This is a genomic window from Bradyrhizobium sp. AZCC 2262 (assembly GCF_036924535.1).
In the GTDB taxonomy this organism is placed as follows: domain Bacteria; phylum Pseudomonadota; class Alphaproteobacteria; order Rhizobiales; family Xanthobacteraceae; genus Bradyrhizobium.
In genome coordinates, this window is sequence record NZ_JAZHRT010000001.1 from 9,103,408 (window position 1) to 9,123,430 (window position 20,023).

General features: G+C 64.0%; 12 protein-coding genes and 1 pseudogene. 8 read left to right on the forward strand and 5 right to left on the reverse strand.

From position 1 onward, the window contains the following. The first annotated feature begins 14 nt into the window (after positions 1 to 14). Entirely contained in the window at positions 15 to 1,031 is a 1,017-nt protein-coding gene (locus V1283_RS42755; protein WP_334392583.1) for an NAD-dependent epimerase, read from the forward strand. Here the strand turns inward: V1283_RS42755 and V1283_RS42760 are convergent. After that, positions 1,016 to 1,978, reverse strand: coding sequence for a helix-turn-helix domain-containing protein (locus tag V1283_RS42760; RefSeq protein WP_334392584.1), 963 nt, complete (start codon positions 1,976 to 1,978; stop codon positions 1,016 to 1,018). The genes V1283_RS42755 and V1283_RS42760 overlap by 16 nt on opposite strands. A 180-nt stretch (positions 1,979 to 2,158) precedes the next feature. On the opposite strand from V1283_RS42760, the gene V1283_RS42765 reads away from it, so the two are divergent. The 3 genes from V1283_RS42765 to ggt are packed head-to-tail and all read left to right on the forward strand — an operon-like array spanning position 2,159 to position 6,880. Further along, on the forward strand, positions 2,159 to 4,108 hold the full coding sequence (locus V1283_RS42765; protein ID WP_334393387.1) for a primary-amine oxidase: 1,950 nt from the start codon (positions 2,159 to 2,161) through the stop codon (positions 4,106 to 4,108). Positions 4,109 to 4,153: 45 nt separating this feature from the next. Next, positions 4,154 to 5,239, forward strand: coding sequence for a TRAP transporter substrate-binding protein (locus V1283_RS42770; RefSeq protein ID WP_334392585.1), 1,086 nt, complete (start codon positions 4,154 to 4,156; stop codon positions 5,237 to 5,239). An 18-nt stretch (positions 5,240 to 5,257) separates the two neighbouring features. Continuing rightward, on the forward strand, positions 5,258 to 6,880 hold the full coding sequence (gene ggt / locus V1283_RS42775; RefSeq protein WP_334392586.1) for a gamma-glutamyltransferase: 1,623 nt from the start codon (positions 5,258 to 5,260) through the stop codon (positions 6,878 to 6,880). Positions 6,881 to 7,402: 522 nt separating this feature from the next. Here ggt and V1283_RS42780 read toward each other — a convergent pair. After that, positions 7,403 to 7,907 (reverse strand): annotated as a pseudogene (locus tag V1283_RS42780) (adenylate/guanylate cyclase domain-containing protein); the annotation flags it as partial. A 199-nt stretch (positions 7,908 to 8,106) separates the two neighbouring features. On the opposite strand from V1283_RS42780, the gene V1283_RS42785 reads away from it, so the two are divergent. Beyond that, complete coding sequence (locus V1283_RS42785; RefSeq protein WP_334392587.1) at positions 8,107 to 8,913, forward strand: MBL fold metallo-hydrolase; 807 nt, start codon at positions 8,107 to 8,109, stop codon at positions 8,911 to 8,913. Positions 8,914 to 8,922: 9 nt separating this feature from the next. Here the strand turns inward: V1283_RS42785 and V1283_RS42790 are convergent, their stop codons facing one another. The 3 genes from V1283_RS42790 to V1283_RS42800 all read right to left on the reverse strand — a co-directional run bounded on the left by V1283_RS42790 (position 8,923) and on the right by V1283_RS42800 (position 13,696). Beyond that, on the reverse strand, positions 8,923 to 10,017 hold the full coding sequence (locus V1283_RS42790; RefSeq protein ID WP_334392588.1) for a 2Fe-2S iron-sulfur cluster-binding protein: 1,095 nt from the start codon (positions 10,015 to 10,017) through the stop codon (positions 8,923 to 8,925). Continuing rightward, positions 10,018 to 11,898 carry an ethylbenzene dehydrogenase-related protein gene (locus tag V1283_RS42795; RefSeq protein ID WP_334392589.1) on the reverse strand — a complete coding sequence of 627 codons (1,881 nt, stop codon included), beginning with the start codon at positions 11,896 to 11,898 and terminating at the stop codon, positions 10,018 to 10,020. 262 nt (positions 11,899 to 12,160) lie between these two features. Continuing rightward, positions 12,161 to 13,696 carry a hypothetical protein gene (locus V1283_RS42800; protein WP_334392590.1) on the reverse strand — a complete coding sequence of 512 codons (1,536 nt, stop codon included), beginning with the start codon at positions 13,694 to 13,696 and terminating at the stop codon, positions 12,161 to 12,163. Positions 13,697 to 14,280: 584 nt separating this feature from the next. Here V1283_RS42800 and V1283_RS42805 point away from each other — a divergent pair. The 3 genes from V1283_RS42805 (at position 14,281) to htpG (ending at position 19,956) form a co-directional block, all read left to right on the forward strand. Continuing rightward, on the forward strand, positions 14,281 to 15,984 hold the full coding sequence (locus tag V1283_RS42805) for a type I secretion system permease/ATPase (RefSeq protein ID WP_334393388.1): 1,704 nt from the start codon (positions 14,281 to 14,283) through the stop codon (positions 15,982 to 15,984). Further along, positions 15,981 to 17,978 carry an HlyD family type I secretion periplasmic adaptor subunit gene (locus tag V1283_RS42810; RefSeq protein WP_334392591.1) on the forward strand — a complete coding sequence of 666 codons (1,998 nt, stop codon included), beginning with the start codon at positions 15,981 to 15,983 and terminating at the stop codon, positions 17,976 to 17,978. Before V1283_RS42805 ends, V1283_RS42810 begins: the two co-directional genes overlap by 4 nt. Before the next feature lie 109 nt (positions 17,979 to 18,087). Continuing rightward, positions 18,088 to 19,956, forward strand: coding sequence for a molecular chaperone HtpG (htpG, locus tag V1283_RS42815; protein WP_334392592.1), 1,869 nt, complete (start codon positions 18,088 to 18,090; stop codon positions 19,954 to 19,956). The last annotated feature ends 67 nt before the right edge of the window (positions 19,957 to 20,023 follow it).

Consider the following 20,023-nt stretch of genomic DNA (forward strand, 5'->3'; position numbering starts at 1 on the left):
AGGATGCATGCATGATGCCGGATCAGGCAATTCTGGTAACGGGGGCGGCGGGATTCATCGGATTGCACGTGGTGCAGCGGTTGCTGCAGTCCGGCCATCGCGTCGTCGGGGTCGACAATCTCAACGCCTATTATGATCCGCGGCTGAAGGCGGCCCGGCTCGATATCCTTCGCAACGACCCGCGCTTTCAGTTCGAAAGGCTTGATGTGGCGGATCGCGTCGCGATGCCGGCGCTGTTCGCTCGGCATCGGTTTCCCGTCGTCATCCATCTGGCCGCGCAGGCGGGCGTGCGATACTCGCTTCTAGACCCGCACGCCTATGTCGACGCCAATCTGGTCGGCTTCACCAATATCCTGGAAGGATGCCGGCACAATGGCTGCCGTCATCTGCTGTTCGCATCCTCGTCGTCCGTCTATGGCGCCAACAGGAAGCTGCCGTTCTCGGTGCATGACAATGTGGATCATCCGATCAGCCTGTATGCGGCGAGCAAGAAGGCCAACGAGTTGATGGCCCATTCGTACAGCCATCTCTATGGCATCCCGTGCACCGGCTTGCGGTTCTTCACGGTGTACGGCCCCTGGTATCGCCCCGACATGGCGCTGTTCGTGTTTGCGGACGCGATCGTCCGTGGCGATCCTGTCAAGCTGTTCAACGGCGGGCGGATGCTTCGCGACTTCACCTATGTCGACGACGTGACGGAAGCGCTGGTCCGCCTGATCGATCGCGCGCCGCAAGGTGGGCAGCACGGGCTGCGCGGAGCGCAGGACCCAGGATCGAGCATCGCTCCCTGGCGCATCTACAATGTCGGCAACAACAAGCCGCAGGAATTGCTTCACGTGCTCGATCTCCTCGAGCAGGAACTCGGGCGCAAGGCCAAAAAGGAGTTGCTGCCGATGCAGCCGGGCGACGTGCCGACGACCTATGCCGATATCGATGACCTCGTGCGCGACGTGGATTTCCGCCCGGCAACCCCGATCGAGAACGGCATCCACAGGTTCGCGAGTTGGTATCGCAGCTATTGCGACGCTTGATCAGTTCGCTGTGCCGGCGCGCTGGCGCGAAAGTCCCGTGGCGTCGCGCCAAATCTGTCCTTGAACGTGCGCGTGGCATGGGCGGCATCGGCGAAGCCGCATTGATGCGCAAGTCTCGCGATCGGAACGCCGGCCAGCGAAGGCTGCCGCAACAGGTCTTTGAACAGTTCGACACGCAGACGGAGGATATGGCGTTCGAACGTGGTCGTGCGGTCGGCGAAGATACGATGAAAGGTCCGTTCCGAAATGCCGAACTCGGCGGCAAGTGCCGGCGCCGGCCGGATCGTGGCGATGTTTGCCTTCAGATATGTGTCGATCAGCCTGAACAGGCCAGTGCGGCTGAGCTCATGGCTTGCGCCGGCGGCAAGGCGCAGTATCGCCGACAGATAAGCGACGATGTCAGGCTCACTTTGTCTTGCCGGCGCGTCCGGCACGCAGATCGCGTCGCGTACCAGCGCGGCAATCGCGCGCGCAACCGTCCCGGACAAGGGGATAGGTTTCGCGCATAGTCGCTCCGCTTCGGGGACGGATCGCAGCAGCGACGCGGCGGGGACGGTGGCGATCAGCAATTCCACGCGCGGCTCGGGACCGAACAGCCGATCCTCGAACGGACGCCGCGCATCGTAGAGCACGCCGTATCCCGGTTCGATCGTGCTTTCGTTTCCACCTTGCACGATCGAGCTTCGGCCGCGCCGCTGGAAATCGAACATGAATTCGTCCGAACCGGCCATGTTCACGAGCCGGGCATCGCGGGTGTAGCATTGCGGACTGCTGTCGAAGCGGACCAGTTTTGCGCCGCCGATTTCGACGAATTCGAAATGCCCGCTGACGACCGCAGAGCCGAGCGGCTTGGTCTCGACACTGGCGAATGACCGGCAGATCGCCTCGGTCCAATAGGCGGTTCGCTCGGCGGGGCGGATCGGGTCGGTGGAGACGCTGATCGGCATCGTGCGAATAAGATCCGGTTTGTGGTCCCCCAGCGTCGCCCGGGACCGGTGGCTCTGGCAAGGCCGAACCGACCGGAGGTGGCAGGCTCATTCAAGACGCGGCGCCGCTGGCCGACGTAGCCTGCGGCCAAATTGCGGGGAATTCGGTCCGATATGGTACGCACAAAGCCGTCTGCCGGCATGGATGCCGGCCATCCGCTCGACCCGCTCAGCGAGGCGGAAGTCGCGCTGGCGTCCGAAATATTGCGGAAGGAAAAGAGGCTCGGCCCGCACGCGCGATTTACGCATGTGCAACTCGAAGAGCCGGCCAAGTCCGATGTCCTCGGATGGAAGCTGGCTGCCGGGCACCCGAGGCAGGCCGCCGTTACCCTGTTCGACAGCAAGACCGGCGCGACGCATGTCGCGACGGTAGATCTCGATTCGAAGCGCGTGACGGCGTGGCGCGAGTATTCGACCAAGGCCCATCCTTACGGCCAGCCGCCGATCACGATCGAGGAGGTGTTCAAGGTCGGCGACATCGTCAAGGCCGACGCGGACTGGCGGCATGCGATGAAGCGCCGCGGCCTGAAGGATGAGGATATCGAGCTGGTTCAGGTCGACCCGTTTTCGGCCGGCTATTTCGACCGCGAGGTGGAGAAGGGCCGCAGGCTGGTCAGCGCCGTGTCCTACTGGCGCAAGGATCTCAAGGACAATGGCTACGCGCATCCGATCGAAGGCGTGGTCGCGCTCGTCGACCTGATCGAGAACAGGATCGTCCACCTGGTCGACGAGTCCGACATCATTCCGATCCCGAAGAAATCGCGCAACTACGACCGCGCCTCGATCCCGCAAACGCGCAACGACGTGAAGCCGCTGGATGTCGTGCAGAAGGACGGCCCGAGCTTTTCGGTCGAGGGCTGGAAGGTTGATTGGCAAAACTGGTCGTTCCGCGTCGGCTGGACGGCGCGCGAGGGTCTCGTGCTGCACCAGATCGCCTTCCGCGATGCCGGACGCGAACGACCGATCATTTACCGGGCCAGCGTCACCGACATGATCGTGCCGTATGCCGATCCGACCGCCAACCATTTCTGGAAATGCGCGTTCGATGCAGGGGAGTACGGGCTCGGCAAGCTCGCCAACGCGCTCGAACTCGGTTGCGACTGCCTCGGCCACATTCACTACTTCGACGTGCCGGTCGCCGACGACTACGGCAAGCCGGCCGTCATGAAAAATGCGATCTGCCTGCACGAGGAGGATTACGGGATCCTCTGGAAGCATTACGAATTCCGCAACGAGACCTTCGAGGTGCGGCGGTCACGCCGCCTCGTCATCTCCTTCTTCACCACCGTCGGAAACTACGACTACGGCTTCTTCTGGTACTTCTACCAGGACGGCACCATTCAGCTCGAAGTCAAGCTTACCGGCATCATCCAGACCGCGGCGATCGCGCCGGGCAAGCCCTATCCGTGGGGCGGCATGGTCGATGAAAATCTCGGAGGTCCGACCCACCAGCATTTCTTCAATGCCCGCCTGCACATGATGCTGGACGGCGAGGGCAATAGCGTCACCGAGCACGAGTTTCGGCCACGGCCATGGGGAACGGACAATCCGTACGGCAACGTGTTCGATACGACGTCACGGGTGCTTTCACGCGAACGCGATGCGGTCCGCGAGGCCGATGGGCGGACCGGGCGATACTGGAAGATCACCAATCCCAACACGAAAAACAGCGTCGGCGGTCCGACGGCCTACAAACTCCTGGCGCACTCTTCGCCCGTGATGCTTGCGCAGGAGGGCTGCTACATGACCTCGCGCGGCGGCTTTGCGACCAAGCACATCTGGGTGACGCGCTACGCCCCCGACGAACGCTACGCCAGCGGCGAATTTCCGAACCAGCATGCCGGCGGCGACGGCCTGCCGAAATATGTTTCCCAGAACCGCGGAATCGAAAACCAGGATATCGTCGTCTGGCACAGCTTTGGGGCGACGCATGCCTGCCGTCCCGAGGATTTTCCGGTGATGCCGGTCGAATATGTCGGCTTCACGCTGAAGCCGAACGGCTTCTTTGCCGAGAATCCGGCGATGGACCTGCCGCCCGACCGAAACAGCGCCAGCCGCGACAACAGGGACAAGGATTCGTGCTGCGGGTGAAGGCCCGCCATCAACTTTTCATTTCATCGAACAAGGAGACTGACCATGAACCGCAGGAAGCTCCTCAAAGTCGCCGGCGTCGCCGCCGCCTCGACCGTCATTAGCGCGCCCGCCATCGCCCAATCCACGCCCGTCTTGCGTTGGCGTCTCACCACATCCTTTCCGAAGACGCTCGATACGCTCTACGGCGCCTGCGAAATGTTTGCGAAGACGATGGCCGATCTGTCGGACCAGAAATTCCAGATCAGTGTGTACGGTCCGGGCGAGATCGTGCCGGCGTTTCAGGTCTTCGATGCGGTGGCGAACAACACCGTGGAAATGGGCAACAGCGCCTCCTACTATTACATCGGCAAGGACCTGGCGTTCGCGTTCGGCACCGCCGTTCCGTTCGGCCTCAACACCCGCCAGATGAACGCCTGGCTCGCCTATGGCGGCGGCCTCGACATGCTCAATGAGCTCAACGGCACGTTCGGCATCGTGGCGTTTCCGTTCGGCAACACGACGGCGCAGATGGGCGGATGGTTCCGCAAGGAGATCAAGACCCTCGATGATCTCAGAGGCCTCAAATTCCGCGTCGGCGGCGTGGCGGGGCAGGTGCTGAGCCGGCTCGGCGTGGTGCCGCAGCAGATTCCGCCGGGCGATATCTATCCCGCGCTTGAAAAGGGTACGATCGACGCCGCCGAGTGGATCGGTCCCTATGATGACGAGAAGCTCGGCTTCCTGAAAGTGGCGCCCTATTACTACTATCCCGGCTGGTGGGAGGGATGCGCCAACGGCTTTGTCTATATCAACAGCGCGAAATGGGCTGAGCTTCCAAAACTGTATCAGAACATGGTGACAACAGCGGCGGCGCAGGTCGCCGCCGACCTGACGGCCAAATACGATGCGCGGAATGCGGCGGCCATCAAGCGTCTCGTCGCAGCCGGCGCGCAACTGAGACCGTTCTCAACCGACATACTGGATGCGTCGTTCAAGGCGACGAACGAGCTGTTTGCCGAGGTCTCCGCAAAGAACGCGAGGTTCAAGGCGCTCTACGATTCGATGATCGCGTTCCGGAACGAACAGTACCAGTGGCATCAGGTCTGCGAGGCGACCTACGACAATTACATGATCAGGCGAATCCGCGGCTGAATAGTTCGGGGGCTTGAATTGGATATTCGTACCGGCCGGCCCGTCACGCTTGCCTCGAATGGCATGGTGACGTCGCCACATTCGCTCGCCTCCGCCGCCGGCCTTGATGTCCTTCGCGCCGGCGGCTCCGCCATCGACGCGGCGATTGCGACCAGCGCGGTGCTCGCGGTTGTCTATCCGCACATGACCGGTCTCGGCGGCGATGCGTTCTGGCTCATTCACGACGGCGCGAGCGGCGAGATCCGCTACCTCAATGGCGGCGGCAAGGCCGCGGAGGGCGCCACGCTGTCCGCGCTCGAAGCGCGCGGGCTGAAAGAGATTCCGCTTCGGGGCATCGTGCCGGCGACACTGACAGTGCCGGGCGCGGTGGCGAGCTGGATCGAGGCGCACAGCGTCCATGGGCGGCTGCCGCTCCAGCGTGTGCTGGAAAGCGCCATTGGATACGCACGCGACGGCTTTCCGGTCACCGGCCGCCTGGCAAGCTTCATCGAGATGGTGCGCGATGATCTCCTGCGGAATCGCGAAGCCGCCGCGTTGTTTTTTCCGCAGGCCGCAGCCGCGTCGCCCGGCGAAAAGCTCACCAACGCAAACCTGGCGCGCACGCTTCAATCGATCGCCGACGACGGGTGGCAGGGTTTTTACCAGGGGCCGGTTGCCGCCGGGATGGCGCGCTTCTCCAAGGACAATGGCGGCCTGTTCCGGTCGGCTGACTTCAGCCGGCAAAAGGCCGTCTGGGGCGAGCCGCTTGTCGGTCGCTACCGCGACGTCACGGTCTTCAACACGCCGCCGCCGACGCAGGGCTTTACCGTGCTCGAAATGCTCAACCTCGTCGAGCCGCACGATCTGCACCGAAAGCATTTCCTCGGAGCCGACCATGTCCATCTGCTGGTGCAGGCCAAGCAGATCGCCTACCACGACCGCGATCAGGTGCTCGCCGATCCCTCGTTTGCCGATGTGCCGGTCAGGCGGCTGATATCGAAGCAATATGCGGCCGAGCGCGGCCGGCTGATCGACCCAAGGTCGGCATTGAAATGGGACATGGTGCCGTCTTTCGGCAGCCTGTCCGGCGATACGGTCTATGTCGCCGCCGTCGATCGCGACGGTAACGCCGCGTCGCTGATTCAAAGCCTGTATGGCGCATTCGGCTCCTGCGTGGTTGCGGGAAGCACCGGCGTCATTCTGCAAAACCGCGGTGCGTATTTCTCGCTGGATCGCAATCATCCCAATCGCCTCGAGCCGGGCAAGATTCCGCTGCATACGCTGATTGCCTCGATGGCCAAGCGCGACGGCAAGCTCTGGAGCGTGCTCGGCTGCATGGGAGCAGATGGCCAGCCGCAAATCCAGATGCAGCTCTATTCGGCGATGATCGATTTCGGTCTCGACATCCAGGAAGCGATCGAGATGCCGCGGTTCCTGTCCGGCCGTTTTGCGCTCGGCGAGGCGCGCGACACGCTCCATATCGAGAGCCGCTTCCCCGAAGCTACCATCGACGCGCTCGCGCAACGCGGCCACGCGATCAACCGCTGGGACGCCTGGAACGAAATGGCCGGTCACGCCCACGGCATCACGATCGACGGGCGGAACGGCATGTTGAGCGGCGGCTCCGACCCGCGCAGCGACGGGGCGGCGATCGGGTATTAGGTCATTAAATCAATGGCCCGCTCGGTCGGGCCCAGCCATTGGCGGAACGCGAAGGCAGGCGTCGATCTCAATCAACTTCGCCTTTCGTGCATGCGGTAATAAATTCTGTCTTTCCGCGTGTTTCATAGCCGCCAACCCAACCGCGTTGAGTCGCAAGCTGGCTGCAGGCTTGAAAGGAACGCTTTGTAACCTCCGATTCGTTTCTAGCCGAGTTGGTGCGACGGACGGCTGGGACGGGCGTTGATGATGCCGGAGGCGATGCCGACGTGGGAGGCGATGACGATGTCGGCGGCGATGACGACGTCGAAGGTGGGGGCGTCGGCACCGGCGGGAATGCTGCGGCCGCGGTTGGGCTCGATGAAGTCTTGCCGTCGGGCCTCTGGCTTGCAAGAAAGAAAGCAGCCGTCACAGCGCATAGCGCGATGACGCCGATGAGTGCGACCGAAACCCGACCATTGGTCGATTTTGCGCGTACCGGGGTAGCAGTCGCCTGCGCCCCATTAGAACGGCCATCATCCCACGTCGCCACAACATAGGCATGAACCGGCGCCGGGATATTCTTCACCTTCCGCGCGCCGATGTCGATAAATCGCGCGGACAGCTTGCCGGTCACCTGCTCATGCACCGCGCGTGAAATGCAGATGCCGCCAACTTCGGCCAGGCCTTCGAGACGTGCGGCAATATTGACGCCATCGCCGAGCAGATCGCCTTCGCGCTCAACCACGTCGCCGATACCGATGCCGATGCGATAGCTCATCTGCCGGCTGGCCGGATAAGCCAGGTTCCGCGTGCGCAGGCTTTCCTGGATATCGATGGCGCAGCGTACTGCCTCGACCGCGCTGGGGAATTCCGCAAGAAGTGCATCACCCGCGGTATTGAAAATCCGGCCGCCGGCTATCGCAATGAAGTCGTCAATGGTGGATCGACAGGACGCCATTCGCCGCAGCGTCTCTTCTTCGTCATCGGCGACCAACCTGCCGTAGTCGGCGATGTGGGCTACCAGAATTGCGGCGATCTTCCGCCTCATGAAGATGGTGTCCCGAACAATTCAGTCGTAGTGCTCCAGATTAGGACAACCGGAATGGCCGCGGCGAGGCCACCGGCTAGCGTCAAACGAAGCCTATCTGCCGTCCATCCAGGCCGCAATACCAAAACGTCCCGTAACGTGCCAGAATCGCTTGGTTCTTTTCGTTTTGTGCTACCCCGCCTTGAACAGGAGCAACGCTATGCCGCTATGGACCTGCGAACAATGTGGAGCCCAATTTCCCGAAAGCGCTGAGCCGCCGCCGGCCTGCGCGGTCTGCGAGGACGAGCGGCAGTACGTGAACTGGAAGGGGCAGACCTGGTTGACGCGGGAGGAACTGGCGAAAAATCACAAGCTCGTCTGGCGCGACGATCTCGGTATTCCCGGCATCGGCGTCGAGCCGAATTTTGCGATCGGGCAGCGCGCGCTGTTGGTGCCTGAGGCCGATGGATGCGTGATGTGGGATTGCATCCCGCTCGCCACTCGCGAAGCCATCGACTACGTCCGCTCACGCGGCGGCCTGAAGGCGATCGCCGTTTCGCATCCGCATTACTATGGCGCGGTCGCTGATTGGAGCGAGGCGTTCGGCGGCGTGCCGGTGTATCTGCACCGTGACGATCGCGCCTTCGTCACGCGGCAGCACTCCGCTATCGTGCCGTGGACCGGCGACAGCCACAGGCTCTCCGACGACATTCTGCTGGTGCGAACCGGCGGACATTTCGCCGGCGGCACGATCCTGCACTGGCGCGCGGGCGCGCAAGGCCGGGGCGCGCTGCTCACCGGCGATGTCGCGATGGTGGCGATGGACCGCCGTTCGCTCAGCTTCATGTACAGTTTTCCGAACTACATTCCGCTCAACGCCGCGATGGTGCGCCGGATCTGGGCCGCGGTCGAGCCGCTGGCCTTCGATCGCATCTACGGCGCGTGGTGGGGCCGCAACATCGCCGACAACGCAAAGGCGGCGTTCGAGATGTCCATCCGGCGGTATGTCGCGGCGATCTCCGGCTGAAAGCGCGCGCTAGCGGTTGCCGGCGCCAACCGCGGATACGCCGCGATGCATCGGCGCTACCTTTCGCGCCGGGTCCGGCTGCGGCGCGATAGGGCCGCTTTTGGGCTCGTTGAGCCAGCCGGTGAGGCGCGACATCAACCCTGATTGTTCGGCAGTCCGCGGCTCCTGCACGAACGGGTCGGTGTAGCACATTGCGCCCGCCGCCTTTGCAATCCGCGCCACGGCGTCGGTCATCGCCGGTGCGCCTGCGGTATAGACCACGTCGTCCGGCGACAGCTTGGGCAGATGATCGGTCGGCCGGCCGCTCTGAATGGCGTGCGAGATCTGCTGCGGCTCCGACACCATCGGGATCAGGGTGACGTTGGGAAACAGCGCCAGCCGGCACAGCGCGGCATGCATGTAGAGCGAGCGGATGCTGCGGGCCTGCACGATGAAGACCATTTCGCGCTGCGGCTGCTCCATGATCGCGGCGACCGCGACCGACCACATCGGGGCGAAACCGGTGCCGCTGGCGACGAGCACAATGCGGCCGGCATGGCCTTGCCTGAAAAAGGCGCGGCCATATGGTCCGGTCAGCTTGACGCGGTGCCCGGGTCGGATTTCGTGGCCGAGCGCCGAGGATACCAGTCCGTCCGTGACCATTCGGATGTGAAAGTGCAGCAAGTGATCGTGCGGAGCGCCTTCCAGCGGAAAGGTCGGGCTGTAGGGCCGCGCTGGGAATCCCCGAAACTGCAGCTTGCAATACTGGCCGGGGAGGTAGTTAAGCGGCTTCGGCAGTTCGATGTCGACGCCCACCACGTCGGGCGCAAGCTGAACGGTCTGCGTCACTTCCGCCGACAGCGCCACCGGCTCGGGAGCCGCCTCGATCGCGATCGCCAGATCGGAGACGATTCGGGCCTGGCAGGCATGGATCATGTCGTCGCCGCGGCTGTGGCCGCCGAATACCTGGCCATCGACGAGGCGCACGCGGCAGGCGCCGCAGATTCCGGAGCGGCAATCGTGCGGAAGATCGATGCCGTTCATCAACGCCCAGTCGAGCAGCAACTCGCCGCGATTCGCCAGAAACGGCTCGTCGTTGATCGTGACTTTGCAAATCTTTGACATTCATTCCACCTCGATACGAATCGGCCGAACGTGCCGCGTATGTCTGATCTGGCTGTGGTCGAAAGCGGCGACCCGCATGAAGACGCCAGTCTTGATCGGCACGTCGAACTGGCTTGTTGTGTCGAGCCGACGTTTCACCTCGAGCGCCCAAAGGCCGGAGGCCCAGCGGGCTGCGCATCGAACGTCGGCGCGATCGCCTGAAAATTCGCCACCCAGGATGACGCCCGGGATCACGGTCCCGATCGGGATGCGGGCGTCGGCATCGGTCGAATAGGCGACTGAATCCTGCTCGGTCATGAACCAGCGCGCGCCGTCGCTCTCGCCATGATTGGGATCGAGGTCGATATCCCCCAGTGCATCCGTCGTGGCGGCGACGACTTTGGGCAGGCGCAGCGGGGCGACCAGGCGGCTGCGGCGCGGACCTCCTGACGTGTCGGCCTCGACGGTGAAATTGTCCCGGTAGTTTGCCGTTCCAGGATCCGGCGCGAAGCCGCCTTTGTAGGGAACGACGTTTGCCGCCTGCATCGGGGTCGGATCGAGCGGCGGTCCGAAATGGGCGTCGTCCATCCATCCGGTCGCGCTGCTCGTTGCCTTCCACTGCCAGACATCGGCGTAGCCGGTTGCCGTGTAATGCAGTCCGCGGCCGCTCATGGTGGCCGGCGCGCCGGCGACCGGCTGCGGTCCCGGATGAAAGGTCCGGCCGCCGGCCAGCGTGACATCCGACGCGGTCAGCAGCACCGAAAACTTGTCTTCGTTGTACTGATGCTCGTCACCGAGCTGAAAGCCGGAATGAAGCAGGTGCCATCCATCGGCTTCCTTGACGAGCGGCAGGTGCTTCAGCGAGCGCGTCGAATCCTGCCAGGTGAACAGGAAATACGCGTAGGTGCCGTCATGCACCGCGCGGATTTCGATTCTGGTTTCGCCCTTGCCGTCGAAATTTCCGCCTTCGCCGGTCAGGAGCGAGAACGGCTTGACGTCGCGCCAGCCCCGGTCGGACGTGTCGCCGTCGAGGATCGGCGCGTCGGCGGGATTGATGCGGCGAATCTGCAGGCTATCCACCGCCAGATGGTCCGTTGCCACGATCAGCGAAGCGCCGGTGATCGCCGCGGCGGCCGCCACGACGAACGCATTGGCCTGCAGGGTCGGGTTTCGCGATCGCGTGGGGCCGGCCTTGGGTTGCGCCGCCGGATCCGGCTCGCGTCGGTCGCGGCGCGCCTCCGGGCGCGGCTGCAGCGGATGGGATGAAACCTCGGGCGGCGCGTTGACATTTTCGGATTCCGGCAAGCGCGCGGACTGCTCGGCCAGCAGGCCCAGCAGTTCGGCGGCATCGAGCCGCGGCGGCGGCGCCGGCAGCGCGGCGGGACGAAAGATGCGCAGCAGTTGCGCGGCGCCGCCGCTCTTGAACTGGGTCAGGACATGCAGGACGACAAAGGCGAGGATCACCCAGGTCCCCACCCAGTGCAGCATCGCCACGTCGTAGCCGGAGTAGAAACCGAAATAGAGCAGGCCGCCGCTGATCAGCAGCCCCGACATCGTGACGAAGAAAATCCAGTACATCAGGGCGATCACGGCGCTCAACCTGGCCTGCCCGCGGCCGAACAGCCCGCGCAGCCGAACCCTGTCGACCTGAACACGGCGCCCGAGGCCGGAGCGGAGCATGTAGACGACGTAGCCGATCGCCACGGCGACCAGGACGATGGCGGCCTGCATATGGGCGATCCACACGCTGTCGCGCGGCAGCACGGCATCGAACCAGTTGATCCAGGTCCGATCGGGGGTTTCTGTCGCGATGCGCAAACCAGTGACGAGCGCAACGGCGAATGCCGCGACGAATGTCCAGTGTAGAATAATGGTCCCATAGTCCGTCTTACGCTGCCGCACGCATACGCCCCGCTACTTCACTTATCGAACAGCAACCGCGCCGATTCCACCGACCGCCGATGTCGCTGCCGTACCAATGATGGTTCCCAACGCCGTCATTGGGGCCATCGTCTAAGGATCGTTCCTTGCGGCGCAGGCCGGCGAATGCCTCTTCTCTGCGCCCGTCGCGTGAGCCGGATCGGCGAACGCGTCGTTGACTCGATGTATCGGCCTCCAGCATCCCCGGAACGTCTGGGACGGCTGGAGGCCGCGCCGCGCGCCGCTATCCCCACGTGTGATGCAGATGATGCGCCAAATCGGGCATGCCCGAATGGGCATGGTCCTCGACCGCGATGGTGGCATCGGCTGTTGCGAGCGTTACCGGCTCGACGCTGGCGGTGGGCGCCACGGCGTGTGGCGCCGCCGGGTCGGCCGCTGCGACGGTGGCGGCCGGCGGCGTCTCCGCGACCGGCGTCCCCAGCACCCCGGCGACCGTCACGCCGTCCGTGTTGTAGGCGCCTCCGGTGGCGGGGACATTGTGGTCGCCGGCGTCGGCCGCGTTGCCGTGCATCTGGTCCGCAGCCGCTGTGACCAGGGTCGCGTCGCCGGTCTGCAATCCCTTGATCATCGCGGCAATCTCGGCGCCGAGCGTACCGGTCGCGCCGGACAGTTCGTTGCCGCCCTGGGCTGCGTCGAATTCGGTGATATATTTCTCGAATGCCTTGAGGTTGTCGATCAGCGTCGCGATGGCCTTGGTGTCGCCGCTGCCGACGAGGTCGACGGCCTGCTGTCCAAACGAATTTGAATAGGCGATGAAATTGGCCAGGAAGACCGTCTGTGCTTCGTTGTCGAGGTGTATCGGCGTCGGATTTGTGGCATCCGGGACCGGTGAGAAGCCGCTGATGCCGTCGTGCGTCGCCATATCAGCCAGCTTGGCGTCGCTTTGAATGATGTCGATGATGTCGAGGATGTTGTCGGTGCTGGCCTGTCGCGCATCGGGGCTGATGCTGGGGTCGTTGATATAGGCGAGTTCGAGCTGGAGCTGGCGCACGACCGCGTCGGCATGGACGCCGGTCAACCCACTGAACAGTTGCGGGTTGGCGCTCATCAGCGCCTCCATGTCCGTGATCACGGCATTGATGTCATCGGTGATCTCCTGCCGGTTGCCGTCATTGACGCCGCCAAGAATCTTATCGGCAGCGTCGTTGAAGATCACCCCGATCTCCGCGAGATTGGCGTGCGGCGCGTCGGCCGCCGTGGTCGCCTCTGGCAGGGTGCCGGGCACGGTCGCAGGCCCGTTTGCCGCGAGGCTGCTCAGCGCAGGATCGGTCTTGACGGCATTGATGATGTCGAGAGGGCTGGCGCGGAGCGCCTGATCTGCGGCAGCCACGCCGCCCAACGCGCCGCCATCGTTCGCCGAGGCGTTGGCCACCGAAATCGCGGTGTTGATGTCAGACAGGATCGCCTGCACATGGCCCAGCGCCGCCCCGGAAAACTGCCCGGCATTGACCTGCGCCAGCAGGCCGTTGCGCACCATGGTGAGATCGTTCGTAGTGTGGTTGATGCTGCCAAGCCCTTGGCCGCTTTCCTCGACCGGGTTTTGCCCCAGGCTGCCGACCGGCGCCGGGGTGGCATTGTTGAGGATAGCGCCGAGGCCGGAGGAACTCGGCACTATGGACGGTGAGGACGAGGGCGTCTCGGTGGGCGGAGGCGTTTCCTCCAGCGGCGTCGTGGATGGAGGAGCGGGGGCGACCGGCGGGCTCGGGACCTCGTCGATCGGTGGGTCAAGATCGACGTGGCGGTGAGTGATGCGAGCCATTGTTCGTCCCCTGTTACGCAGTGGAATTCTTGACGAGTGCGCGCACGCATCCGCCGGGGAGCAGGATGGGCGCAAGATGAAGGATCATTGAGCTTCGTGGCGTCATTCGGCCGACACGGCGACTATTGAGCGCCGAAGCAAGGTCATAGACGGACGAATCCATGACGCGCGCCGCGCCGAAAAACGGCGAGTTAGACGCGCTCGGAACAAGGATATCGCAGCCTTTGTCTGTGTTTCTTGCGGGAGTTCGCGGCGCTGTCCTCCCGTGCCGGAATTTTACGCTGCCGCGTGCACACGGGATCGGCGACAAAGCGGCCTTTGCCACCGTTCTACCCACGAGCGAACTTGAACAATCGGCATTCGTCGCATTGTTGTCGAAAAATGGTCTGCATCGCGCGTCAAGGAGACTTGCAAGGGAGATCCGATGTTCCAGCGGGTCGAAGGGCAGTTCAATGAGTATCGCTCAGGGTCAGGCACAAGGCCGAGCGCGGGCAACACCGGCGCCCAGCGCAATTTCCGGCCTGTTGTCGACGCTGGCCGCCGATGATCCCGTCGCGAACGCGATGCGCGCGAGCGCGCATCGCATGATCGGGGTTGCCGTCTTCAGCGGCGTCATCAACATCCTGATGCTGTCGGGTTCCCTTTATATGTTGCAGGTATACGATCGGGTGATTCCGAGCCGTAACCTCGCGACCCTGTTCGGCCTGTCTCTGATGGTGCTGATCGCCTATCTGGTGCAGGGATATTTCGATGCGATGCGGTCGCGGATGCTTGCCCGGATCGCAACGCTGTTCGATGGCGGCCTGCAGGAATCGATCCATTCGGCGCTTGCCACCCTGCCGCTGCGCGGGGTGAAGCCGGTCTTGATGCAGCAGCCGCTGCGCGATCTCGATCAGGTGCGCACCTTCATGTCGGGCATGGGGCCGACGGCGTTCCTGGATATGCCGTGGATCCCGGTGTTTCTGATCGGGCTGTTTCTGTTTCACCCGATGATCGGCTTCACGGCGCTGCTGGGCACCGCGGCGATCATTGCCATGACATTGGTGACCGAGCGGATCTCGCGCGGCGCGACCAAGACGGCGATGGACCTGAACGCGCAGCGGCAGGTGCTGGCGGATGCGACGCAGCGCAACGCGGAAATCGTTCGGGCGCTCGGCATGACGGACCGGCTGACGGCGCGATGGTCGCAAGCCAACGAGCGCTACCTGCAGGAAAACATCCGCGCCACCGACGTCTATGCCAATCTCGGCTCGAGCGCGAAGGTGCTGCGCTACATCCTGCAATCGGGAATGCTGGGGATGGGCGCCTATCTCGTCGTCGCCGACAAGGCGTCGGGCGGCATCATGATCGCGTCCTCGATCTTGATGGGGCGCGCGCTCGCGCCCGTCGAAATCGCGCTCGGCACCTGGAAACAACTGGCCGCCGCCCGCCAGGGCCTCGCGCGCCTGCGCGACATCTTGAAGGCGACCGCACAGCCTCCGGCGCCGCCGGTGATGTTGCCGCGTCCGTGCCGCGAATTGTCCGTGCAGAATCTCGCGGTGGCAGCACCAGGCTTCGACATGCCGATCGTGTCCGGTGTCACGTTTTCGCTCAAGGCCGGCTCCGGGCTGGCGCTATTGGGCGCGAGCGCGTCGGGCAAGACCTCGCTCTCGAAGGCGCTGGTTGGAATCTGGCCAGCGCATCGCGGCGCCGTGCGGCTTGACGGCGCGGCGCTCGATCAATGGCGCAACGAGGATCTCGGCCGGCATATCGGCTATCTGCCGCAGGATGTCGGCCTGTTCGACGGCACCGTGGCGGAGAACATCTGTCGCTTCGACGAAAACGCGAACTCGGATGCCATCCTGAAGGCCGCGCAGATCGCAGGTGTCCACGACATCATCCTGCGCCTGCCGGAGGGCTATGCGACCCGAATAGGGCAGGGCGGCATGTCGCTGTCGGCCGGCCAGAAGCAGCGGGTTGGGCTGGCGCGGGCGGTGTTCGGTGACCCCTTCCTGCTCGTGCTCGATGAGCCCAACGCCAATCTGGATGCCGACGGTGAGAACGCCCTGACGCGTGCCATCGGGATCATGCGCCAGAACAAGTCCATCGTCGTCGTCATCTCGCATCGCCCGAGCGCGCTCTCCGCGCTTGATATGACGATGGTGCTCTACGAAGGCAAGGCGATCGCGTTCGGCCCGAGCGCAGAAGTGTTCGCGCGCGTCCGCAACGCTGGCAGCAAGGGGGCGCCTGGATCGCCGCAGGCCAAGGCAGAACAGCGCGCATCACTTGCCGAGAGTGTTTCTTCATGAAGGGTTTTGACCACGTGCATGCCGATGAAAGAGTTGCGCGCCACCGGATCGGCGGGACGGATGAGGACGTCGCGGCGCCGCAAGGCCAGGCGCTGATCCTCGAACTGCAGCGATTGCGACAGGCTTTCGAGCACGACAATCGGCAGGACCAGCGGCCGCCGCTTCGCCGCCCGGCGAATGACGAATCGGGTCCGGGCGCGCGGCGTTCGCGCCAGGCCCGGCCGAAGCGGTCGAAGAAAAAGGGCAAGATGGGACGGGTGCTGGATTGGCTCGGCCCCTTCGGATCCCAGTCCGAGGTTTTTGAACCTGAGCCTCCGCCGCCGCGCCGCGGACGCAGCGCGCGTGATCCGCAGTTCATGCCTCCGCCACCGGCGAGCGGCAGGCGCGGTCCGGCAGGCGATGCCCCCGCACACAATTCATGGCGGAATGAACGACAGGCGCGCGGTCCGATCATCGCGCCCGACGATCCGTCGCTGATGAATATTCCGAGGTCGCGGCCGGAGGTTTTGTCGATCGACGACATGCGGCTGCCGCCTCGCATCGAGGCTCCCCAATTGGCGCCGCCGAGCCCGGCGGGCCCGGTGCCGCGCGATCGTTCCGTGACGGCGGTCGTCCGCAATGGCCTGACCGCTGGCGTCGCATTTCTTGCCAATCGCGATGGATCGGCGGATATGGCCGGCGCGCCCGGCGAAAGCATCGTAGTCCGGGCGGCGCGCGCCTTTGAGGGCGAGTTGCGCACCGGCTTGCGGGCGTTGCTCGTCGTCGGGGGGGTGGCAGGCGGCTGGATGGCGCTGGTGCCGTTGTCGGGCGCCGTCGTGGTGCCGGGCAATCTGGTGGTACAGTCCAACGTCAAGACCATCCAGCATCCGACCGGCGGCGTGGTCGCGCAGATCCCGGTTCATAACGGCATGCGGGTCAACGCCGGCGATCTGCTGCTGCGGCTGGACGCGACGCAGGCGCAGGCCAGCCTTCAGGTGGTCAGCAAGCAGCTCGACGAAGTGCGGGCGAAGAGCGCGCGGCTGGCCGCCGAGCGCGACGGTCTGCCCCGACCGGCGATCCCGCCGGAAATGTCGAGCCGGCTGGACGATCCCAATGTCAAGACGCTGCTTGCTTCGGAGGCGTCGCTGTTCAGGGCGCGGGTGACGGCACGCGAGAGTCAGAAGGAGCTGCTCAGTAGCAAGGTATCGCAGCTTGGCGAGGAGATCGTGGGCCTCGAGGCGCAGGTCGCGTCCAAGGCCAAGCAACTGGAGTTGATCACCGGCGAGCTCACGGGCGTACAGGAGCTGTTCGACAAGCGTCTGGTGCCGATCGCGCGGCTCACCGCCCTGCAGCGCGAGAGCGCCAGAATCGAAGGCGAACGCGGTCAGTTGATCTCAACGATCGCCGAGACTAAAACCAAGGTCGACGAGGCGAAGCTTCAGATGGTCCGGCTCGACCAGGATGTCCGCACCGAGGTCGTCAAGGACCTCGGCGAGGCGCAGGGCAAGGAAGCCGAACTCAGCGAACGAAGCGTCGCGGCTCGCGACGTCCTCGAACGCATCGAGATGCGCGCGCCGACGTCGGGTGTAATCCATCAGCTGAACGCGCACACCATCGGCGGCGTGATTCGCGCCGGCGACGCCGTCATGGAGGTGGTGCCGGATTCCGATGATCTGCAAATCGAGGCGCGGTTGCAGCCGAATGACATCGACCAGGTGCGAAAAGGGCAGCAGGCTTTTGTCCGCTTCTCGGCCTTCAATCAGCGAGTGACGCCGCAATTGATCGGTCAGGTGTCGTATGTCTCGCCCGACACCACCCGCGACCAGCAGACCAGCACATCCTATTTCACGGTCCGGATCATGCTGCCGGAAGAAGAGCGCCGGCGGCTGGCCGGGCTGCAGCTCTCCTCGGGCATGCCCGCGGAAGTGTTCATGCAGACCGGTAGCCGGACCATGCTGAGCTACCTGTTCAAACCGATCCTGGATCAGTTCCAGCGCGCTTTTGTCGAGCGGTAAGGGGGCGGGAACAGGCGCAGACGTCTCAACGGGCGTGGCAAATCTTGCCACCCACGATGGTAACGCTATATCAGGGCTTTGCTTTTGCCCTGTTCCAAGCGAGCCCCGTATGACAACCACTACTGCCCCCGAATCCCAGCCGTTCCAGGCCGAGGTTGCCGAGCTTCTGAACCTGATGGTGCACTCGGTCTATTCGGAGACCGATATCTTCCTGCGCGAGCTGATTTCGAACGCGTCGGACGCCTGCGACAAGCTGCGCTATGAGGCGATATCGTCGCCCGAGCTGATCACCGACGGCGCGCCGCCTAAAATCCGCATCGCGCCGAACAAGCCCGCCAATACGCTTTCCGTCGTCGACAGCGGTATCGGCATGGACCGGCAGGAGCTGATCGACAATCTCGGCACCATCGCACGATCAGGCACAAGATCCTTTCTCTCCCGCCTGACCGAGGCCAAGGACGGCACCAATCTGATCGGCCAGTTCGGGGTCGGCTTCTATGCGGCATTCATGGTTGCCGAGCGCATCGTGGTCACCAGCCGCCGGGCCGGCTCCGATCAGGTCTTTGTCTGGTCGTCCTCGGGCGGCAGCGGGTTTGAAATCGCACCCGCCGGCGAGGAGGACGCTGCGCGTGTCACGCGCGGCACCGAGATCGTCCTGCATCTGAAAGAGAATGCGGCGAAGTATCTCGAGACCCACGAGATCGAGCGCATCGTCCGCGCCTGGTCCGACAACATCCAGTTTCCGATCGAACTGGTGCCGGAGGAGGGTGAGCCGCGCCAGATCAATTCGGCCAGCGCGCTGTGGCAGCGGCCGAAATCGGAACTCTCGGTGGAGGACTACAAGCAGGCCTACCAGCAGATCGCAGGCGCGTTCGACGAACCGGCGATGACGCTGCATTATCGCGCCGAGGGCCGGCAGTCCTATGCGGTGCTGCTGTTTGCGCCGTCGACAAAACCGTTCGATCTGTTCGACCAGGCGCGCAAGGGCAAGGTCAAGCTCTATGTCCGCCGCGTCTTCATCGCCGACGACGCCGATGTCCTGCCGGCTTACTTGCGGTTCATCCGCGGCGTGATCGACAGCGAGGATCTGCCGCTCAACATCTCCAGAGAGATGCTGCAGAACAATCCGCAGCTCACCCAGATCCGCAAGGCCGTCACCGGCCGTGTGATATCGGAGCTGGAAAACCTCGGTGAGAAAGAACCGGATGCGTTCGCCAAAATCTGGGACGCGTTCGGCCCGGTGATCAAGGAAGGCATCTGGGAAGATTTTGAGCGCCGCGAGAAATTGCTGGGCCTGTCGCGCTTCACCACGACCAGGGGCGAGAAGCGTTCGCTCAAGCAATATGTCGAAGATCTCAAGCCGAACCAGACCGACATCTATTATCTCACCGGCGAGAGCGTCGAACGTCTGAAGGCCAACCCGAAGCTGGAATCGGCAACGGCGCGCGGCATCGAGGTGCTGCTGCTGACCGATCCGGTCGACGCATTCTGGACCTCGGCGCCGCTCGATTTCGGCGGCAAGCCGCTGAAGTCGCTGAGCCAGGGCGATATCGATTTCGCCCTGATCCCGCTCCTGGATGACAAGGCCGAGGACAAGAAGGACGAGGCCAGCGCAGATGAAGCCACGACGATTGCGCTGATCAAGGACGCGCTGGGCGAGCGCGTCTCCGACGTGCGCGCCTCGCAGCGGCTGACGGCGAGCGCGTCATGCCTGGTCGCCGGCGGCGACGCCCATGACCGCATGCTCGAACGCCTCCTGGCGATGCAGAACAAGGCGCCGACCACCAAGCCGATCCTGGAGATCAACATGCGCCATCCCCTCGTCGCGGCGATCACAGGCGACAAGGATGCGGCCAAAGACCTGTCGTTCCTGCTGCTGGAGCAGGCGCAGATCCTCGACGGCGAACTGCCGGAAGACCCGGCGGCGTTCGCCAGCCGGCTCAATCAGCTGGTGCTGCGCGGGGTCGTGAAGGGGTAGGACGATCTGTCGCGAACCGGATTTCAGAATCGGCCGTATCTGCTACAGCATGATCCGGAAAAGTGGA

Bases quoted from the DNA above. Each gene is read 5' to 3' on its own strand.
- V1283_RS42755 (WP_334392583.1), top strand. From the start codon at position 15: ATGCCGGATCAGGCAATTCTGGTAACGGGGGCGGCGGGATTCATCGGA.
- V1283_RS42765 (WP_334393387.1), top strand. From the start codon at position 2,159: ATGGATGCCGGCCATCCGCTCGACCCGCTCAGCGAGGCGGAAGTCGCG.
- V1283_RS42810 (WP_334392591.1), top strand. From the start codon at position 15,981: ATGAAGGGTTTTGACCACGTGCATGCCGATGAAAGAGTTGCGCGCCAC.
- htpG (WP_334392592.1), top strand. From the start codon at position 18,088: ATGACAACCACTACTGCCCCCGAATCCCAGCCGTTCCAGGCCGAGGTT.
- V1283_RS42805 (WP_334393388.1), top strand. From the start codon at position 14,281: ATGATCGGGGTTGCCGTCTTCAGCGGCGTCATCAACATCCTGATGCTG.
- V1283_RS42800 (WP_334392590.1), bottom strand. From the start codon at position 13,696: ATGGCTCGCATCACTCACCGCCACGTCGATCTTGACCCACCGATCGAC.
- V1283_RS42790 (WP_334392588.1), bottom strand. From the start codon at position 10,017: ATGTCAAAGATTTGCAAAGTCACGATCAACGACGAGCCGTTTCTGGCG.
- V1283_RS42760 (WP_334392584.1), bottom strand. From the start codon at position 1,978: ATGCCGATCAGCGTCTCCACCGACCCGATCCGCCCCGCCGAGCGAACC.
- V1283_RS42770 (WP_334392585.1), top strand. From the start codon at position 4,154: ATGAACCGCAGGAAGCTCCTCAAAGTCGCCGGCGTCGCCGCCGCCTCG.
- V1283_RS42785 (WP_334392587.1), top strand. From the start codon at position 8,107: ATGCCGCTATGGACCTGCGAACAATGTGGAGCCCAATTTCCCGAAAGC.